Annotated in this window: 17 protein-coding genes; 12 read left to right on the top strand and 5 right to left on the bottom strand. The window is 44.2% G+C overall.

Annotated elements, in window-relative coordinates:
* The first annotated feature begins 150 nt into the window (after positions 1-150).
* The 11 genes from glpX (at position 151) to ACZ42C_RS11890 (ending at position 12,695) form a co-directional block, all read left to right on the top strand.
* Positions 151-1,119, top strand: coding sequence for a class II fructose-bisphosphatase (glpX, locus tag ACZ42C_RS11940; protein ID WP_461180086.1), 969 nt, complete (start codon positions 151-153; stop codon positions 1,117-1,119).
* 718 nt (positions 1,120-1,837) lie between these two features.
* The gene (rho, locus tag ACZ42C_RS11935) at positions 1,838-3,115 is read left to right on the top strand and encodes a transcription termination factor Rho (protein WP_461180087.1); all 1,278 of its coding nucleotides are present in this window, start codon (positions 1,838-1,840) and stop codon (positions 3,113-3,115) included.
* Between the two features lie 211 nt (positions 3,116-3,326).
* The gene (locus ACZ42C_RS11930; protein WP_461180088.1) at positions 3,327-3,572 is read left to right on the top strand and encodes a type B 50S ribosomal protein L31; all 246 of its coding nucleotides are present in this window, start codon (positions 3,327-3,329) and stop codon (positions 3,570-3,572) included.
* A gap of 521 nt (positions 3,573-4,093) precedes the next feature.
* Positions 4,094-4,717, top strand: a complete 624-nt coding sequence (locus ACZ42C_RS11925; protein ID WP_461180089.1) for a thymidine kinase — start codon at positions 4,094-4,096, stop codon at positions 4,715-4,717.
* A 265-nt stretch (positions 4,718-4,982) separates the two neighbouring features.
* Positions 4,983-5,957 (top strand): nuclease-related domain-containing protein, encoded by a 975-nt coding sequence (locus ACZ42C_RS11920; protein WP_461180090.1) that lies wholly within the window; start codon positions 4,983-4,985, stop codon positions 5,955-5,957.
* 1,421 nt (positions 5,958-7,378) lie between these two features.
* Positions 7,379-8,449 (top strand): peptide chain release factor 1, encoded by a 1,071-nt coding sequence (prfA, locus tag ACZ42C_RS11915; RefSeq protein ID WP_461180091.1) that lies wholly within the window; start codon positions 7,379-7,381, stop codon positions 8,447-8,449.
* 1 nt (position 8,450) lies between these two features.
* Positions 8,451-9,317 carry a peptide chain release factor N(5)-glutamine methyltransferase gene (gene prmC, locus ACZ42C_RS11910; RefSeq protein WP_461180092.1) on the top strand — a complete coding sequence of 289 codons (867 nt, stop codon included), beginning with the start codon at positions 8,451-8,453 and terminating at the stop codon, positions 9,315-9,317.
* 126 nt (positions 9,318-9,443) lie between these two features.
* A complete protein-coding gene (spoIIR, locus tag ACZ42C_RS11905) occupies positions 9,444-10,034 on the top strand; it encodes a stage II sporulation protein R (protein WP_461180093.1) in 591 nt (196 codons plus the stop codon).
* Between the two features lie 203 nt (positions 10,035-10,237).
* Complete coding sequence (locus tag ACZ42C_RS11900) at positions 10,238-10,585, top strand: GNAT family N-acetyltransferase (protein ID WP_461180094.1); 348 nt, start codon at positions 10,238-10,240, stop codon at positions 10,583-10,585.
* A gap of 393 nt (positions 10,586-10,978) precedes the next feature.
* Entirely contained in the window at positions 10,979-12,004 is a 1,026-nt protein-coding gene (locus ACZ42C_RS11895) for an L-threonylcarbamoyladenylate synthase (RefSeq protein WP_461180095.1), read from the top strand.
* A 142-nt stretch (positions 12,005-12,146) separates the two neighbouring features.
* Positions 12,147-12,695 carry a manganese efflux pump MntP gene (locus ACZ42C_RS11890; protein ID WP_461180096.1) on the top strand — a complete coding sequence of 183 codons (549 nt, stop codon included), beginning with the start codon at positions 12,147-12,149 and terminating at the stop codon, positions 12,693-12,695.
* 237 nt (positions 12,696-12,932) lie between these two features.
* Here ACZ42C_RS11890 and ACZ42C_RS11885 read toward each other — a convergent pair whose 3' ends face one another.
* From ACZ42C_RS11885 to ACZ42C_RS11865, 5 genes are all read right to left on the bottom strand, one after another.
* Positions 12,933-14,522, bottom strand: a complete 1,590-nt coding sequence (locus ACZ42C_RS11885) for a bifunctional metallophosphatase/5'-nucleotidase (RefSeq protein ID WP_461180097.1) — start codon at positions 14,520-14,522, stop codon at positions 12,933-12,935.
* A gap of 59 nt (positions 14,523-14,581) precedes the next feature.
* Complete coding sequence (phnE, locus tag ACZ42C_RS11880; RefSeq protein ID WP_461180098.1) at positions 14,582-15,382, bottom strand: phosphonate ABC transporter, permease protein PhnE; 801 nt, start codon at positions 15,380-15,382, stop codon at positions 14,582-14,584.
* Positions 15,382-16,131 (bottom strand): phosphonate ABC transporter, permease protein PhnE, encoded by a 750-nt coding sequence (phnE, locus tag ACZ42C_RS11875; protein ID WP_461180169.1) that lies wholly within the window; start codon positions 16,129-16,131, stop codon positions 15,382-15,384. The genes phnE (ACZ42C_RS11880) and phnE (ACZ42C_RS11875) overlap by 1 nt, the downstream gene beginning before the upstream one ends.
* 56 nt (positions 16,132-16,187) lie before the next feature.
* Positions 16,188-16,964 carry a phosphonate ABC transporter ATP-binding protein gene (gene phnC, locus ACZ42C_RS11870; RefSeq protein ID WP_461180099.1) on the bottom strand — a complete coding sequence of 259 codons (777 nt, stop codon included), beginning with the start codon at positions 16,962-16,964 and terminating at the stop codon, positions 16,188-16,190.
* Between the two features lie 488 nt (positions 16,965-17,452).
* Positions 17,453-18,445, bottom strand: coding sequence for a phosphate/phosphite/phosphonate ABC transporter substrate-binding protein (locus ACZ42C_RS11865; protein ID WP_461180100.1), 993 nt, complete (start codon positions 18,443-18,445; stop codon positions 17,453-17,455).
* A 346-nt stretch (positions 18,446-18,791) separates the two neighbouring features.
* Here ACZ42C_RS11865 and ACZ42C_RS11860 point away from each other — a divergent pair, with 346 nt between their 5' ends.
* The gene (locus ACZ42C_RS11860) at positions 18,792-19,703 is read left to right on the top strand and encodes a diacylglycerol/lipid kinase family protein (RefSeq protein ID WP_461180101.1); all 912 of its coding nucleotides are present in this window, start codon (positions 18,792-18,794) and stop codon (positions 19,701-19,703) included.
* Positions 19,704-19,737 lie beyond the last annotated feature (34 nt).

Here is a 19,737-nt window from a genome sequence, read left to right as displayed (position 1 = left end):
GAAGGCCTGGCTGTCACTAAGCTTTAAGGTGACAACTTCATCACCGCAAGGGTACGCAACTGAAGGTAGACCAAAATTGGTCTGCCTAAAGGCTCTTGTACTTATGCAGAAAAAATACTTAAGAAGCTTACTAACGAGGAGAGGGAAATAATGGAAAGAAGCTTAACAATGGAATTAGTACGTGTGACCGAAGCTGCGGCTTTAAAATCAGCCCGCTGGATGGGAAGGGGCAAAAAAGAGGAAGCGGATGATGCGGCAACTTCAGCCATGCGTATGGTATTTGATACGATTCCAATGAAAGGAACCGTTGTAATTGGTGAAGGGGAAATGGACGAGGCACCGATGCTTTATATCGGAGAAAAGCTCGGTACCGGAGATGGCCCCGGTGTTGATGTAGCCGTCGACCCATTGGAAGGAACCTCCATTGTTGCGCAGGGCACATGGAATGCACTGTCAGTCATTGCCATTGCAGATGAAAAAACTTTATTGCATGCACCGGACATGTATATGGATAAAATTGCTGTAGGCCCGGAAGCCGTTGGGAAAATAGATATAAATGCCCCTACGATCGATAACCTAAGTGCTGTGGCAAAAGCAAAAAATAAAAATATTGAAGACGTGGTTGTAACGGTCCTGGATCGTCCCCGTCACAGTAAATTAATTGAAGAAATCCGACAAGCAGGTGCCAGAATTAAATTAATTCCAAACGGGGATGTGGCGGGAGCCATTAATACCGCTTTTGAAGAAACCGGCGTCGACCTGTTAATGGGTATTGGCGGTGCTCCTGAAGGCGTTATTTCAGCCGTTGCACTGAAATGTCTTGGTGGGGAAATACAGGGCAGACTTGTACCATCCAATGAAGAGGAGGAAACGCGCTGCAAAAGCATGGGAATTACCGATATCAACAAGGTTTATTACATGGACGACTTTTGCAGCGGGGACGATGCTATTTTTGCTGCAACCGGTGTAACAGACGGTGAATTATTAAAAGGGGTCCAGTTTAAAGGTGTGAAAGCAACAACACAAACAGTAGTCATGCGGGCAAAAAGCGGAACAGTCCGATTTATTGATGGGCAGCACAGCCTGCAGAAAAAGCCTGATCTTGTCATGAAAGGTTAATATGGATTGATAAGAAAAAAATAAACGAATACAGTATGGGAATAAGTTGAAATGGACAGACTGGAGTATACCCCCATGAAACCGTACTTTCCCGTAATATCCGGTTGAGAATCAGGAAAAGGAAGCCTGTATTTATATCCTGGCTTCCTTTTCTATTAAATTTAAAAAATAGTGTTGAATATTAATAAATAAAAGAGTAAGATTAAATTGCTCACTATATTTTCTGTTCAGTTCTAAAAAAGGATGCTCACCCTCTTGACATGTATTTGAATGCTTGACTGATTAAGAATAATGAAGGTGTACAGCAGCCTTGACGGTAAACTATTTTGCCGGCTTTGCATCTGTGTCATTTGACATAATGAGCCGGGTTTTCCCGATACGGACTTCTAATCTAGCTTCTAAATCTTTCTTCTTGCCAGATCCGGTAATGACCTTCCATAGCAGTAAGGAATCTCAATATAGATAAGATGCTACAGTCGGGGCGCTTCTGATTTTGGTTAAATAACTAAGCAAAAATGAAGGAATTGGCTTACCACTAAAGTAATTCCTGAAATGTAATGTATATTTGGAAGCTTGATGCCCTGGTTTACAAGACTTACATGCGGATTCCCCAGGTCAACGATTTGTGATGTACCGCTTCAAAGCACTTTTTGTGCGGGCAGGAAATTCATGCTTTCTTACCTGAAAAATAATAACAGTTAGATAGGTTGGTGATTACATGGCATTAACAATCTCTCATTTGGAAACCTTAACATTGAAAGAAATTTACACATTAGCGAAAGAATATAAAGTTTCCTACTATGCCAAATTGACAAAAAAAGAATTAATATTTGCGATATTAAAAGCACAGGCAGAAAAAGACGGCTATCTGTTTATGGACGGGATTTTGGAAATCATTCCTTCTGAAGGTTTTGGTTTTCTGCGTCCGATCAATTATTCACCGAGTGCAGAGGATATTTATATTTCCGCTTCACAAATTCGCCGTTTTGATTTGCGGAACGGGGACAAGGTGTCCGGAAAAGTAAGACCACCGAAGGAAAATGAGCGTTATTACGGTCTCCTTCACGTGGATGCGGTTAATGGGGATGACCCGGAAACCGCCAAGGAGCGTGTACATTTTCCGGCATTGACGCCACTATATCCGGAACGTGCAATGACATTGGAAACCAACACGAGGAAAATTTCCACACGGATTATTGATCTGATGACACCGGTAGGTTTTGGTCAACGTGGTTTAATTGTAGCACCGCCGAAAGCCGGGAAAACGATGCTGCTAAAAGAAATTGCCAACAGCATTTCGGAAAACCATCCGGAGGCCAAGCTGATTATTTTGCTGGTGGACGAGCGTCCGGAGGAAGTGACCGACATTGAGCGTTCTGTACACGAAGATGTCGATGTAGTCAGTTCCACTTTTGATGAAGTACCGGAAAGCCATATCAAAGTGTCCGAGCTCGTGCTGGAAAGGGCCATGCGGCTTGTTGAGCATAAACGGGACGTCATTGTGCTGATGGACAGTATTACCCGGCTTGCCCGGGCATATAACCTGGTGATTCCGCCGAGCGGAAGGACCCTTTCCGGTGGGATTGACCCTGCCGCATTTCACCGTCCAAAACGATTTTTCGGTGCAGCAAGAAACATTGAAGAAGGCGGCAGTTTCACGATTCTTGCTACCGCACTCATTGATACCGGGTCACGAATGGATGATGTTATTTACGAAGAATTCAAGGGTACGGGCAATATGGAACTGCATCTGGATCGCAGCCTGGCGGAACGCAGGATTTTTCCCGCGATCGATATTTTACGGTCCGGTACAAGAAAAGAAGAATTGCTGGTTGATAAAAGCCACCTGGATAAAATGTGGACGATCCGTAAAACAATGCAGGATTCCAACGACTTTTTCGATCGCTTCCTGAGAAAATTAAAGTCTGCAAAGAGCAACGAGGAATTCCTCGAGCAAATGGAAGAGGAAATGAAACGGAGGGGAATGAAACGATAACTGGTAATGCGGGTTTTATTGTAGAAAAAAGCAGCTTTGTTACAGGCGAGGAAATGATTGGATAGGACTTATTTTATATTTCTTCTATTGCAATCAAAACGGGAGACTGTTATAATCTTTTTATGTGAGTTTTGATAAGGTATTTCACCTGTGACGGCTCTTACAATAACTCTGATTCAACAAAGATTCAGGGCAAAAAGGAGTGGAAGACATGAAAAAGGATATTCATCCGGAGTACAGAAAAGTTGTATTTTTGGACACGAGCTCAGACTTTAAGTTTCTAAGTGGTTCTACACAAAGTTCTGAAGAAACGATTGAATGGGAAGACGGTAACACGTACCCGTTAATTCGTGTGGAAATCAGCTCTGATTCCCATCCATTCTACACCGGGAAGCAAAAAGCGGATAAAGTCGGCGGCCGTGTAGATCGATTCAAGAAAAAATATAATATGAAATAAAGGCGGAAGCATCGAAGCAGCCCTTCTTTAAGGCTGCTTTTGATAGCTGAAGCAACTGGAATAAAGGACTTGGCTAAAGTCTGAGGAAAACAGGCAAAACGTCTACATTTGCCTGTTTTTCGTTTTTATACGAGTTAATTGTATAATTGCTTATTTTTATTAAGTATCCGAACATTAATTAATAAAAACATTTTATGATGTGTTAATACAGAACGCCAGCCTGTTGGTTGGAGCGGAAGACAGCGACCCCAGCGGGAACAGCGATAGCCGAAGACCCCGCAGCGTAACGAGGAGGCTGAGGCAGAGCCCGCGGCAAAGAAAACACGACGAAAACGAGTTTGAGTCGATGTTGCACTTGTGCCAGTGGTGAAGGCGTCCGTCTGGAGCGGAAATCAACTTTGTTCGGATTCCTATACTAACTTCTCTATTATGAAATTGATTCATACATAAAAAAGGTTCAACTTGTGTTAAAAGTGGTATTGTTATATGAGAAAAAGCATTGGGGAAGGGAGTACCTGACCATGTACGTCATGAAACAAAACGGGTGGGTGGAAATCATATGCGGCAGCATGTTTTCCGGAAAATCCGAGGAGCTGATCCGCCGCGTCAAAAGAGCGACATATGCCAATTTATCGGTACGCGTGTTTAAACCTGCCATTGATGATCGATATAATGAGGAGGCTGTGGTGTCGCACAGCGGCCATTCCACTATGGCCCTTCCAGTCACGTCTTCAGAGGAAATACTTCACCATGTGGATGGGTCCATAGATATCGTTGGAATCGATGAAGCACAATTTTTTGATGAAAATATTGTAGAGGTTGTGGAAACACTGGCAAACGAGGGAGCCATTGTCATTGCAGCCGGATTGGATACTGATTTCCGCGGGGAACCGTTCGGCCCCATGCCTGCACTGATGACGCTGAGTGAATCGATCACCAAGCTGAATGCCATATGCCCTGTTTGCGGCTCACCTGCCAGCCGTACCCAGCGCCTGATTAATGGTAAACCGGCTTCCTACCATGATCCGGTCATTCTTGTCGGCGCATCCGAATCCTATGAACCAAGATGCCGCCACCATCACGAAGTACCGGGAAAGCCGGGAAAGAAAATAACGGAAAGTCTGGCAGAAGCTGCCACAGAGTAGAAGCACCCGAATGAGGTGCTTTTTTTACTTATAGGAAATGGAATTGCCCTAATGTCTGGCTTAGTAAGGTGGAACCCCCCCGAAACCCGAGGAAGAAGGCAATATCTAATTCCTGTTTTCTACTCTACATAAAAAGGATTTTGACCGTTTGCGTCGAATGGTATATACAATGGAAATGTAGTAATGAAAACCTTGTGTTCAGGGAGATTACTGGGTTTATCCATTTTTATTTCACTTTACCCACCAATAATTAAAAAAGGAGTGGATGATTACGATTTTTAAAGAACGTAATAAACAGATGGAAATAATGAGGTTTGATGCTTTGTTCAGAAGGACCCCTGCCCATCACCCGGAAAAAGAAAATATGCTAACTGATATTAAAAAGAAACAATCAGAAATTAACGGTGAAAAACAGGTGGATTATCCCTTGGGCTTTTTGGATGAACAAAAGTATTTCATATTGCATAATTTGCGGCTGCCGGATGACCATGGTTCTTTCCAAATGGATACACTCCTGTTGGTCGTAAACCTTAACTTAATAATTGAAGTGAAAAATTGGCAGGGTACTGTCATCTTTGGTGAGAATGGTCAAGTGACACGCAGGACCCCGGATGGCAGGGAAGAAGGTTTTGATAATCCGGTTACGCAGGTGAGGACACAGGTTCACCGACTTCAGAAATGGTTTCAAAAAAATAATTTCCCCGTAATGCCTTTTGAATACGTCGTAGTGATAAGCCATCCGAAAACGATGATCACCACCTCTTCCCCAAAAGTCAAAATCCCGCATGAAGTCATCCATAATAATGAACTCTTTTTTAGAATTCAAGCGCTGGAGGAAAAACATACGAAAAGAAATGTTTCTATGGAGCAGCTCCACAACATGGCAAACAGGTTAAAAGCAGCCCATGTGCCACCCCGTGTGAATCTTTTGGAAAAATATCATATACATCCCGACAACTTAATAAAAGGTGTGTTTTGCCCAAAATGCGGATTTCTGCCAATGATGAGAAACAGGCAGCAATGGTTTTGCTCACAATGCGAACACTACGACGATGCTGCTCATATTTCCGCACTAAATGATTATATGTTAATACTGGGCGATAAAATAACCAATAGGGAAGCACGTGCTTTTTTACGCATTCAATCCCGCGATGTTATGAAAAGACTAATGAAAAAGGGTGGTTACAATTTACTTGGATTTAAAAAAGGAAGTGTGTATGAGCTGAAATTAAAATTTTAACTATAAGGTGGGGGATTCGCTCAAAAGTCAGGGAAAGCGCTCATAACCCCGGGGATTCGCTCAAAAGTCAGGGGAAGCGCTCATATCCCCGGGGATTCGCTCATAAATCCGGGAAAGCGCTCATACCCCCGAGGATTCGCTCATAAATCCGGGGAAGCGCTCATATCCCCGGGGATTCGCTCATAAATCCGGGGAAGCGCTCATACCCCTGGGATTCGCTCATAAATCCGGGGAAGCGCTCATACCCCTGGGATTCGCTCATAAATCCGGGAAAGCGCTCATACTCCTGGGGAAGCGCTCATAAATCCGGGAAAGCGCTCACACCCCTGGGGATTCGCTCATAAATCCGGGGAAGCGCTCATATCCTCGAGGATTCGCTCATACCCCAGGGAAAGCGCTCATATCCCCGGGGATTCGCTCATATCCCGTGGGATTCGCTCATAAATCAGGGAAAGCGCTCATATCCCCGGGGATTCGCTCATAAGTCAGGGGGAGCGCTCATATCCCCGGGGATTCGCTCATAAATCCGGGGAAGCGCTCATATCCCCGGGGATTCGCTCATAAATCCGGGGAAGCGCTCATATCCCCGGGGATTCGCTCATAAGTCAGGGGAAGCGCTCATATCCTCGAGGATTCGCTCATAAATCCGGGGAAGCGCTCATACCCCTGGGATTCGCTCATAAATCAGGGAAAGCGCTCATACCCTCGAGAATTCGCTCATAAATCCGGGGAAGCGCTCATACCCCTCGAGGATTCGCTCATAAATCCGGGGAAGCGCTCATACCCCTGGGATTCGCTCATAAATCCGGGGAAGCGCTCATATCCCCGGGGATTCGCTCATAAATCCGGGGAAGCGCTCATATCCCCGGGGATTCGCTCATAAATCCGGGGAAGCGCTCATACCCTTGAGGATTTGCTCAAAAGTCAGGGGAAGCGCTCATATCCCCGGGGATTCGCTCAAAAGTCAGGGGAAGCGCTCATATCCCCGGGGATTCGCTCATAAATCCGGGGAAGCGCTCATATCCCGTGGAATTCGCTCATAAATCCGGGAAAGCGCTCATATCCCCGGGGATTCGCTCATAAATCCGGGGAAGCGCTCATATCCCCGGGGATTCGCTCATAAATCCGGGAAAGCGCTCATATCCCCGGGGATTCGCTCATAAATCCGGGAAAGCGCTCATACCCCCGGGAAAGCGCTCATACCCCCGTGGAATTCGCTCATACCCCCGGGAATTCGCTCATAACCCCGTGGAATTCGCTCATAACCCCGGAGAAGCGCTCATACCCGCCCGACAGGCCCACCCTAACCTAGCAGAAAAGCACTAACTATCACGTCCGCATCCCGGCCACCTCAAAATAATTTTGACCTCTCCCCTTGAGTGTACTATAATTATACTGTTAGTCTGAAAGAGGTGACTGTAATGCTGGAACGTTTGCAATCTTTGGAAGATCGTTATAACAAACTGAATGAATTGCTGAGTGATCCGGAAATTATTAATGACACAAAGAAACTCCGTGAATATTCGAAGGAGCAATCCGACCTGGAAGAAGTGGTTCAGGCATATCGAGCGTATAAGGATGCGAATTCCGAGTTGAAAGATGCCAAAGAAATGCTGGAAGATGATTTGGATGATGAAATGTATGAAATGGCAAAAGCGGAAATTGCCGAGCTCACGGAAACGATAGAGGAATTGGAAGAAAAAATGAAGATCTTGCTGCTGCCGAAAGATCCGAATGACGATAAAAACGTATTTATGGAAATACGCGGGGCAGCTGGGGGAGATGAGGCTGCATTATTTGCAGGTGATCTGTACCGCATGTATTCCCGTTATGCAGAGCATTATGGCTGGAAAATAGAAGTGATGGAAGCAAGCTCGACCGGGGTCGGCGGCTATAAGGAAATAATTTTCATGATTAATGGCAATGGTGCCTATTCAAGGTTAAAATATGAAAACGGGGCGCATCGTGTACAGCGTGTGCCTGAGACAGAATCGGGCGGCAGGATCCATACCTCTACTGCGACGGTTGCTGTATTGCCGGAAGCGGAAGAAGTGGAAGTCGACATTAATGAAAAAGATATCCGTGTGGATACATTTGCTTCCAGTGGTCCCGGCGGGCAGAGTGTAAACACGACAATGTCTGCTGTGCGGCTGACACATGAGCCGACCGGAATTATTGTTTCCATTCAGGATGAAAAGTCACAGATAAAAAATAAAGAAAAAGCGATGAAGGTGCTCCGGGCAAGGATTTATGACAAGTACCAGCAGGAAGCGCAGGCTGAATATGATGAAAACAGAAAATCCGCGGTAGGTACCGGAGATCGTTCGGAGCGGATTCGCACGTATAATTTTCCGCAAAACAGGGTGACAGACCATCGGATCGGCTTAACCATTCAAAAGCTGGATCAAATATTGCAAGGCAAGCTGGATGAATTTGTTGATGCCCTCTTGATGGAAGAACAGGCGAAAAAACTGGAACAAATAGGTGAATAACATGGAAAAACTGTACGAAGTCCTTCGCCGGGCTTCTCTTTTTTTAGAAGCGCATCAGCGGGAGCCGAAAGTGGCGGAACTGCTCCTGCAGCATCATTTACAAGTATCCAGGGCGTCATTTTTCACAATGATGCAGGATCCGGTGCCGGAAGCAACTTTGGCATCATTTGAAGCAGATATAAGAAAGCATGCCGAAACCGGTGTGCCCATCCAGCATATAATGGGAGAGGCGGAATTTTACGGGCGAAGCTTTCTCGTAAATGAACATGTGCTCATTCCCAGAATGGAAACAGAAGAGCTTGTCCAGCATGTGATCCAGGAAGGGGAAAAATGGAAAAACGAAGAACGACCACTGACCATCGTGGATGTCGGCACAGGCAGCGGGGTCATTGCCATTTCATTAAAACTCGAGTTGGAAGAGGCAGCGGTCTTTGCAACCGATATTTCTTCCGAAGCCTTATCCACAGCAAAGGAAAATGCAATGCAGCTGGGAGCAGATGTAACTTTTCTGCAGGGTAACTTTTTAACTCCGTTTATGAAAAGAAATATACAGGCTGATATCATTGTTTCCAACCCGCCCTATATTGCCGAAAAGGAGAAATCCCTCCTTGCTGATACAGTGAAGGATTTTGACCCGGAAATTGCATTATTTGCAGGCGATAATGGGTTATCGGCATATAGACAAATAATAGACCAGTCCCAATCAGCCTTGAAGGAAAATAGTCTGCTGGCATTTGAAATTGGTCATGAACAAGGTAACTCCGTGCCACAGCTTATAAAAAGTACCTTTCCCGAAAGCGACATAAAAATAATAAAAGATATCAATGGAAAAGACCGGATTGTTTCTGCGGCGCTCTCTGCAGAATAATCCGGTTTTTTTCGCTGATTTCAGCATCTTCTCAAATATATTAAAAAAATAAGAGATTACTAGTTTAAAATATTTATTCCCTGCCCATACTGATGTTAAATGAGAAAAACAAAGGAGCAGGAAGTCATGAAGAAACTTATCTTTTTTGCATTTATCTTTTTTATTATATTTCTTAGTATGCCGAGTCAAACAGTGAGCCATGAAGCAAATACGGATGGTGAATATCAGGTCATTCCCGATGAAGCGATCCGGCTCCGTATTCTTGCCAACAGTGACAGCGAGTCGGATCAGCAAATGAAATATACAGTGCGTGATCGGGTAAATGAGGAAATTACGGAATGGGTAAAGGATATTACAAATATTGATGAAGCGAGAGATTTAATAGAATCCCGCACTCCGGAAATAGAGAAAATAGTAGAAGAAGTATTGGAAGAAAAAGGGGAAGAAAGGAACTACAGTGTGGAGTACGGAAGTAATGTGGAATTTCCAACCAGACAATATGGACCTTATATTTACCCGGCCGGTGACTATGAGGCGGTACTGATTACACTCGGAGATGGTGATGGAGAAAACTGGTGGTGTGTCCTGTTTCCGCCGCTTTGTTTCCTCGACTTTTCCGATGAAACGAGTGCAGCAGCAGAGGATACGGATGAAGCGGAAAATGCCGAAGAAGCAGAAGTGAAATTTTTCATATTTGAATGGTTCGGCTGGTCATAAATCCGTTCCTATTGCATAGAATATAGAAAAGCTGCCCATACTATCATCGCAACTGGAATAGTTGAGACAGCAGGTTACACTTCCAGACATAACCTGAATACTGGACAGGGAAAGGAGGAAAGCGCGGGAATCAATCTGCGCAACTAACAATGAATCTAATCCGAGCGAACCAAGTTTCTGTAGAAAAGATGGAAGCATTTCTGATGAATAATGAGAATGTAAAAAAAGACGGACTGATGCAGCATGGCTACGTAGTAGAATTGAACGATAAAATTGAGGGATGTTTTGTACTGGAAGAGGTCGACAAGGAAATGTATTGGCTGAAGCAGCTGTACATAACACAAAATGAAGCAGCCAAATTGCCGGTGCTCCTGGAATCCATCCTTGCATTGGCGAAAGAACAGCATGCAAAAAAGGTATATGTACACAGCCATCAGCCGGTTGTTGATATTATTTTGGATGCATTACAATTTCATCCACAAAAAGGGGAGTTGTTTGTGGATAAACATACAAAACAGGAAGGAAATTGGTGGACGTATCAAGTGTCATAGATAACTAATTAACATGGGTAAAAAGATGTGGATAACCTGTGGAGTGTTTGTGTGTAAAACAGGATAGTTGTGCATAACACGTGGTTGTCCAAACGTCTGATACAAAAGATAGAAAAATAGCAAAAAAACACTTATAGTACGCGGTTAGAGAGGTTTTTAAATGAGCGTAATATAGGTGTTTTTTTATTTGTATTTTTCAAATAATAAGTAGTGTAAAAACATCTGAAATTGATGTGGATAGTTCTTTGTGAAATGATGTTTTCCTTCTCTGAACATGTGTGTAATAGTAAGAGAATTAAGGTTATCCACAAATGGCAGAGAGGCGTTCCTCATATTTTTGCGTATTCCGTTTATTTCCTTTAAACTGATAGAGAAGAAATGAGGTTCAAGAAAATGGAAACAAAGTTCTGGAATATAAAAAAGGATAATATATCTATGGAAAAATCCATTGAAGAGGCAGCGGAGTTGTTGTTAAACGGAGAGACTGTGGCCTTCCCGACGGAAACTGTATATGGGCTTGGTGCAGATGCAACAAATCCGTCAGCCGTAAGTAAAATTTTTGAGGCAAAAGGACGCCCCCAGGATAATCCCTTAATTGCACATGTGGCAACGAAGGAGCAATTAATCGGGCTTGTTACAACGAGGCCCGCTTATGTGGATAAGTTAATTGAACATTTCACACCGGGCCCGCTCACTCTCATTTTGCCGCATAATGGGAAGTGTGCAGAAAATGTGACAGCGGGCTTATCGACTGTTGCAATAAGAATACCGGACCACCCTGTGGCAAACCGATTGTTAAAAGCCTGCAATATCCCCCTTGCGGCTCCCAGTGCCAATGCTTCCGGGAAACCGAGCCCAACGACTGCAGCCCATGTACAGGCAGATTTGGACGGAAAAATCGCCGGTATTCTGGACGCAGGAGCTACTGGTGTCGGATTGGAATCTACAGTGGTGGACTGCACTGGGGATGTTCCTGTTATTTTACGGCCCGGCGGTGTGACCGGTGAGCAGCTGGAAAAAGTGCTGGGAGGAGTACTGCTGGATCCCGGCTTACATAGTGTGCATGGAAAACCAATATCGCCCGGTATGAAATATAAACATTACGCTCCTGATATGGATTTATGGCTGGTGGACGGGAAAGCGGAGCAGATACAGGAAATCATAAACAGAGAAAAAAGTAATGATAAAAAGGTTGGCGTCATGGCAACAAGCGGGACAGCAAAAGAGCTCCATGCCGACCAGGTATTTGACCTCGGAGCCCGCCCGGAAGAAATTGCAGCCAGTTTATACGAAGCACTAAGAGCCTTCAAAGAAGGGGAAACGGATCTCATTCTTTGTGAAGCACTACCGGAAAAAGGCATCGGACAAGCCATCATGAACCGACTGAAAAAAGCCGCCACTAAACATATTGGGGTCTGACCCCTCAATTCACACTATTCAGAATTCGGCATGAGGGTCTGACCCCTCAATTCACACTATTCTGAATCCGGCAAGCAAGTGTTGTACATATTCTTTTTTGGACGTGCATATATTTTATAAGTATGTCCAAGGGGGAAGCCGGATGTCAGGTTATATTGGTGAGTTTGTTTCATATATATTTTTAGCTGTAGCATTGGGGACGGATGCTTTTTCTGTCAGTCTCGGTCTGGGGATGCAGCGGTTGCGGCTGAAAAGGGTAGCGCTTATTGGGGTGGTAGTCGGATTGTTTCATATACTCATGCCTTTTCTGGGGATCATGCTTGGAAGAGTCATATCCACCCAAATGAATGAATTAACGGCATTGGCAGGGGGATTGCTGTTAGTGGGAATTGGTGCACAAATGCTCTTTTCCGCATTCAATCACGAAGCGAAAAAATTGATGCAGCCAATCGGCACCGGTCTTATTTTGCTCGCTTTTGGCGTAAGCATTGACAGTTTTCCGGTAGGGCTGAGCCTCGGCCTGTCCGGTGTTCAAACAGCGATGGCATTACTTCTGTTTGGGGCGGCCAGTATGCTGCTGTCCTGGATTGGCATGCTAGCCGGCCGAAAAATGTATGGGTTTCTCGGTGCCTACAGTGAAATGCTCGGCGGGAGCATTTTGATCGGATTTGGTTTGAATCTGATATTTTAACGGTAAGACTGCATTACAGACGAGAAATTTCATATCAAGCGCTCTGTTAATTTTATTGACATCAGCGTTTTGGGATTGAAGGATGGGGAGGCCCAGCTGCCCCACCCAATTCAGGTACGGGCGGCAGGGAAAACCACTACCCGTACAAGCATATAATTATAGGATGTTCTTCCACCGGTATAAAATAAAATGGTTCAGGGTCATTCTGCAAAAAAAATGAAAACTGCCCCGGATGTTTTATTCTGCTTTTATGATAAAATTTTTTGACAGTGTCGCTTTTACGGTTTTATGTTTCTCGAAATATTCGCGAATTAATTCTACGATATCCTTTTGGATTTCCCGGATGACCGGTTTACCTTTAAACATATCAAAATTTCCCCCGCCGGACGCCCGGTAATTATTGAGCACGACGTGATACGATTTATTTATGTCAATCGGATAACCATGATAGGTGATATTCTCCACCCTTTCCCCTGCAGGATGAGCTACATTAATCGTGTAGTCAATGCCTTCCCACATGTCGTAATTGTAATGCTGAGGCTTTGGTTCGGCATATGCCGGGTTTACGGTGATCTGCCCCTGTTCATTCAATACAAAATAGGCTGCGCTCTTTTCCAGAGCGGATATAATGTCCTCTCCCGTTAATTCAAGCACCACAAGCGTATTCGGGTAAATATAATTAGATACGATATCCCGCATTGTCACTGTACCGGAAAACCCTTTTGCGTTGTCATTGAGCAGGGAAGTGACGGAAATATCCGTATGGCCTGCCTCCATTTGTACTTTGTGGATAAATTCAATAAAAGGATGTTTGGACAATCTGACACGGAATGGGTCTTTGACGGACATGTCTCCGTCAATAAAGCCTGTTGGCTGATCAAGCCATTCTTGTGTGGAGGTTTCTAATTCATTCGTATATGCCAGGATGCCCGGGTCTGCCTGTACCCCCTCAAGCGTTTTTACCTGTGCACGTTTATCGGTGATCATCCATTTCCCGGATGCAAATTGCATATCTATGTGAACCTCTCCATATGCCTCTCCATCATGTCCCGGCTGAATGATCAGTACATCATTTATTTTTCCGGCTAGCTGACGATGTTGATGGCCTGTTAATAACACATCAATGCCCTCTATTTCCGTGCACATTTTATATCCCTGATTTTCTCCGGTTAATGGTTCCGTCGGTTCGCCTGTGTGTACATCACGTTCAAAGCCGCCGTGATACATGGCTATGAGAATATCCGGCTTTTCTGTTTCGCGGATTTTCCGGACCCATGTCTGTAAAGTGGAAAAGGCATCGGCAAATGCCATGTCTCTAATATGTTCCGTTGCTTCCCAATTGGGAATATAATGTGTGGTCACGCCGACGATGGCAATTTTTACGCCTTGATCCAATACTTTCATTATATAAGGAGGACCAAAATAAGGTTTACCGGTTCTTTTGTCGAGACAATTTGCCGACAACCACGGAAAGGCGGATTGATTCACGGCATCTGCCAAAATATCTCTCCCAAAATTAAATTCATGATTTCCTATGACAGCTGCATCCAGTCCGATTCGATTTATCACGCCAACCATTGGATTTTCTTTGTCGGCGTGTTCCTTCACATAATGGGTCATTAATGGTGTCCCCTGTATTAAATCCCCGTTATCCACAACGATGATAGCCTCATTTTCTTCACGTACCTGACCCACCGCCGTCGCATACTTCGCCAGGCCGATGTCAGCTGCCTCATTGCTTCCGTAAAAAATGGGCGTCGCCTGACCGTGCACATCACTCGTATATAATAAAATAACGTTTGCTTTATCCTTTTCCATAAGAAGCATCCTTTCTCAGGTGGAAATGTCTCACAGAAAAGAACCGTTCTGTGAGACATCCTTATTCATTATACAATTTTGTTTCTGATTCTGGAGGAAGCAAAGTCGATCACCGTTACAACAATGACGATGGCTAATAAAATCATGCCCATTTCATTCCAATCCCGGTTATTCGCTGCAAAAATAATCATCGTTCCAATCCCGCCGGCGCCCACGATCCCAAGGATGGACGATGCCCGAATATCGATTTCAAAACGATAGATGGCATAAGACAGGAACTCGGGAATAATTTGCGGGATGACCGCATAGAACAGGATTTGTATCCGGTTGGCACCATTTGCTTTCATGGCTTCCACCACTTGCATGTCAATAGACTCGATGATTTCAGAGAACATTTTTCCGAGCATTCCCGTAGAGCCGATAGCGATGGCAAGCACCCCGGCAAAAGCATTCGGCCCGACGGCTACGACGAACAGAATTGCCAAAATCAGATCTGGGAATGCGCGAACGGCGGACAACACCCACTTTCCGATGGTCGAGAATACTTTCCCCCCCATCATATTATGCGCAGCCAGGAAGGAGAGAGGCACGGCTAATATTGCCGCCATTAACGAACCGGCAAATGCAATAAAGACGGTTTCCAGCATGGCCATGGAAACTTCTCCAGCTGCTTCCCAGTCCGGATTGAACAGTCGCGGTACCACTCTCTGGAAGTTATTAACAGCCCGTTCAATGGCCCTGCCCCAGTCAATATTAATACTTACAAATGTCCAGACATACAAAGCAATGACAAGCATGGCGATGGTGATGTTTCTAATTCGTTTAAGGGCGGAGCCTTTTGGTTTTGGAGGTAAGGTGAAATTTTTCATTATAACAGTGCCTCCCTTATTTTCGAGCTGATATATTCAATAATGATCACCACTATGAAAATCATAATAATAATCATCATGGCATTGGGATAATTATAAAAACCCAGTTGCTGATTTAAAATAAGACCGATTCCACCGGCACCGACCAGTCCTAATACAACAGATGCCCGGATATTAATCTCAAAGACATACAGAACCAATGATGTATACTGCGGTAAAACCTGCGGAATTAATGCATACCAGATTACCTGGAACACATTGCCGCCGGATTCGCGCATTGCTTCAAGCGGATTCATATCCACCGATTCGATCGTTTCACTAATCAGTTTGGCCAATATGCCCAATGAAAAAATAATAAGCGCCAGGATACCCGGAAAAACACCGACTCCGAATAACCCAACGAAAATGACTGCCAATACAAGGTCCGGAATGGTACGCAGGATATTCAAGCCGGTCCGGGTCACATAGTATAATGGTTTCCATGCAACTATATTCCGTGCTGCCATCAATGCGAGGGGAACGGTTAAAACAGCCGCAACAGTAGTGGCGATAATGGCCATTTGAATGGTTTCCACCAGTGGCCTCCAAATGGCCGGTATAACTGCAGTGTTCGGCGGGAAAAATTTTTCGGCAACGGTATACATATTGCCGAGTGCACCGCCAAAGCCGCCGACCATTTCTTTTTGTGTCCAGTACATGCTGAAAAGATAAATACCCAATACAACAAAAAACATGAAGGATACCTGCATTTTTGTTTTGGCAGGATAAATGGAAGGGATGGTCTTCCCGGTTGATTTTTCCGTTGTCAAGATTCATTCGCCTCCCCACGCAAGTCATCCTTACGTATGGAGCGGCCGTATATCTCCTCAAATGTTTTTTCGGAAACTTGCGATACAGGTCCGTCAAAAACCACCTCACCCGCACGCATGCCGATAATACGATCTGCATACTCCATCGCCATATCAATAAAGTGCAGGTTTACAATGGTTGTAATGTTATCTTCTTTATTGATTTTTTTCAGGTACTTCATGACTTGGTGTGAGGTTGGAGGGTCAAGTGAAGCAACCGGCTCATCCGCTAATATATATTTTGGTTTTTGTGTCAGTACACGGGCAATACTTACCCGCTGTTGTTGTCCGCCGCTTAATTCATCCGCACGGTTGTATATTTTTTCATCAATATTTACCCGCTTCAGGCTTTCGTAAGCCAAAGACAAATCTTCTTTTTTATATAAATTTAAAATCGACCTTAATGTACCAGTATGCCCCAAACGGCCGGCAAGTACATTTTTCAGTACATTGGACCGTTTAACAAGATTATAACTTTGGAAAATCATACCGGTTTTCGTCCGGAGTTTTCTTAAGTTACTTCCGCGATAGGTAAGAATATTCTCTCCATCTATGTGCAGGGATCCCGAAGTAGGTGTCACCAGGCGGTTTATACTGCGTATGAAAGTGGATTTGCCGGCTCCGGATAAACCAACGATGACGACAAACTCACCATCATTAATGGTGACATTTATATTTTTCAGGCCTTCTGTGCCATTTGGATAGACAAGACCGATATCATTGAATTCAATCATTATATGTATTTCCTCCATAACAAACTAATATCATAAAAAGTGGAAAGATGAGGCCGGGACAAAACAATTTTAGTAAACAGAAGCCCGAACATCCTTATACTTTGCGCCTAAAACCCGCTCCGGAAATATACTTTGCTTTCACCTCAGTCACAAGTGCGACATCCGATCAACCTCCCGTTGGTCGTTTTCTCAGTGTCTTCTTTGCCGCGGGCGGCTGGTAATCCTCCTTGCCCCGACAAGGGATATGCCGACGTTGCCCGCAAAGGGCGTTTTTAGTCGGCCTTCATTAATGTTGCACTGCGGGGTCTCACCGATACCTTTGCTCCCGCTGGACAAGTAACGCTTCGGCAACATTACATCTTCGTGAGAAATGCATAGCATTTTCAAGGAGTCTACGTATATTTCCGGAGCTAATATGATGGTTTGTTCGTCTTTTCTATTCTTACTTCGAGTTCTGTCTCAGACTCTTCCCTAAAGATCCATTCAGCTTAAAGTTCGATATTATCCTGGAATTTTTCGTAAGTTTCTCTTACAACGTCATACTCTTCATCGGCAGCTTCGTCAATTTCATCCCAGTTATACACTTCATTCATGATTTCAATCATTTCGGGATCATCATTAAATGACAGGAAGGTCTCTTTAATTTTCTGAACAAAATCATCATCAAGCTCTTTAGTAACAGAAATGGTATCATTTGGAATGTCATCTGTATAACCTAAAATAGTCAGTTCATCCATAACATCCGGATATTCATCTTCCAATTCTGTACGCACATCATCAAATGTCGTTGCCACATCAGCATCTCCTTCATAAACTGCGATTGCTGAGTTATCATGTCCACCGGTTTGAAGTGTTCCGCCGAAAAAGTCACTTTCCAATTCAGCAGCATTTGCATAACTAAATTCTTCCATTAATTGGTTTGCAGGGAAAAGATATCCGGACGTGGAACCCTGATCCCCATATGCCCAGGTAGTGCCCTCTAAATCTTCCAGGCTCTCAATTCCTGAATCCGAACGTACAACATATTGGGCTTTATATGTACCTGATCCATATCGGATGGATTTTAAAATGACTTCCACATCATACTGCTCTTGGGCCAGCACGTAACCGAAAGCCGGGATGAAGCCGACTTGTACCTGGTTGGCACCCATTGCTTCCACTAATGCGTTATAGTTCGTCATAACCTGGCCCTGCACTTCAATATCCAATTCTTCCCCTAAGCGTTCTGCCAGCGGTTCAACCGTATCAGCGATTGTATCGGAATCCTGAGACGGCACAAACCCCATGACTAATGTGTCCGGAATCATCCCTTCCCCATCGGAGCCTGTTCCAGATCCATCTTCAGCTTCAACACTTGCTTCTTCTTCTGTCCCTGTCTCATCATCAGTGTCTTCCTCCGTGTCTGAGCCTTCAGCACTGCCGCATGCGGCAAGGATCAGTACCAACCCTAAAATAATCAGTAAACTATAAAACTTCTTCATGATGAACCTCCTATGTAATTAAAAAGTAGTTTGTCTTACAAAATATATTAAATACGATATGGGCAAAAAATACTATGCGATTTACTGAAACTTTACAATACTTTACAAGCGCTTAATAAACAGGTACTAAAGCAGTTTTTCAAGCGTGCCAATAAAGCGCATAGCTAATACGATTCTGGTGTCTTGTCCAAAATTCGAATCCCAAAATGAAATAAAAGAAGTATGAAAGGCAAAATCAACGGGTATAGAAAGACTAAACCGACGATGCGTATAATCACTTACACAAGCAGGTTTCCAACCTGAAATAAAAGGCAAGACTTATAAAAAATTGTCAGGAGAAGTGAAAATGTCCGGATTTGAGAGAGCATTATTTTTATATAACAGCAAAGCAGGCAGTGATGGTATAGAACAAAAGCTGGCCAAAACACTGCCCGTATTAGCGAAAAAAATAAAATCAATCACAATAATTCAAACCGCGAGTATTGAAGAGGCACAGGCAGCATGCGTGCGTTTTGCAGAAGAAATCGATCTTCTCATTATACTTGGCGGCGATGGAACTTTACATGCATGCATCAATGCAGTGGCACTACTAAAACGACGCCCGGTTATTGGTGTTTTGCCGGCTGGCACGGCCAATGATTTCAGCCGTATGCTGCAAATACCACAGGATCTTGAACAGGCTGCACAAACCATCGCAGCAGGTGAAGTGATGCCGGTGGATGTCGGTAAAGCAAATGACAGTTACTTTCTCAATTTCTGGGGAATTGGTCTGGTTGCCGAAGCCTCGCAAAACATTGATCAAGCACAGAAAAATAGCCTTGGTGTACTCAGTTATATTATGAGTACGATCCGCACCGTAAACGAGGCAGAAGTATTCCGTTATAAAATCACGACCGAACAACATGAGCATAACGGAGAAGCGGTCATGATCATTGTATTAAATGGTAAATTTATTGGAACAACAGAATTGCCAATCCCGTCCATCCAGCTAAATGATGGCATGTTCGATGTATTAATCATTAAAGAATCCAATCTCGCTGCTTTCCGTGAGTTGCTGTCCATGAAGAACCCGATGACAGATAAGGAGAGTTTTACGGAACTGGAGCACTTTCAGGTGCATAAATTAACATTAAACACCGATCCGCAAAAAGATGCCGACATGGACGGGGAAGTTTCCGGATCAACCCCTAACGAGATCATGTTATTACCAGGGCATCTGAAGATGGTCCGGGGAGTGGGCGATGCCAACAAGTGGTAAATGAAAAAGACATTATTTACGGTGATGTGTAGTA

It is taken from the genome of Virgibacillus kimchii (assembly GCF_055379185.1).
Note: the sequence above shows the minus strand (reverse complement) of the source record. Positions and strands in the feature narration are given on the sequence as shown.